This is a genomic window from Gelidibacter pelagius, assembly GCF_017581925.1.
In the GTDB taxonomy this organism is placed as follows: Bacteria; Bacteroidota; Bacteroidia; order Flavobacteriales; family Flavobacteriaceae; genus Gelidibacter; species Gelidibacter pelagius.
The window spans coordinates 1-500 of the sequence record NZ_JAGEVG010000074.1; the positions used below are offsets into that span (position 1 = coordinate 1).

At 36.8% G+C, this 500-nt stretch carries 1 pseudogene; it reads left to right on the forward strand.

Annotated features, from left to right (window positions below):
• A pseudogene (locus J4051_RS18870) lies at positions 1–284 on the forward strand (RDD family protein); the annotation flags it as partial.
• Positions 285–500 lie beyond the last annotated feature (216 nt).

The window sequence follows — 500 nt, forward strand, 5'->3', positions numbered from 1 at the left end:
TTATTTTACTAAAAGACAAAGTAAATATCAGTCACACGATTTTAGAGCACTTAACGGACGATTATAAGCCCACTTATCCAACAGTGATCAAGCTTTCAGACAATGATGCCCGGATTATTAAAGACACGTTTACTATTGCTAAATCAGCCAATGATTATCAGACCTTGACTAAATTACGCAATAAAATAACTGAAGTCATAGAGGTAAAGGCGATCATTGGTAGTGATGTCCAATTTATCGATACCATTTTAAAAGATTATAATTACTATACCCAAAGTATGTAAGCAGAGAGCCAAGTTTTGTTTTTCACAAAACTTGTGCGAATCGCTTATCCCGCCATCGGGCGGGATCTCTTCAATTTAGTTCCAAGTTGAATTTCACGTTTCCATTTCACAAAACTTGTGCGAATCGCTTATCCCGCTTTCGGGCGGGATCTCTTCAATTTAGTTCCAAGTTGAATTTCACGTTTCCATTTCACAAAACTTGTACGAATCGCTTAT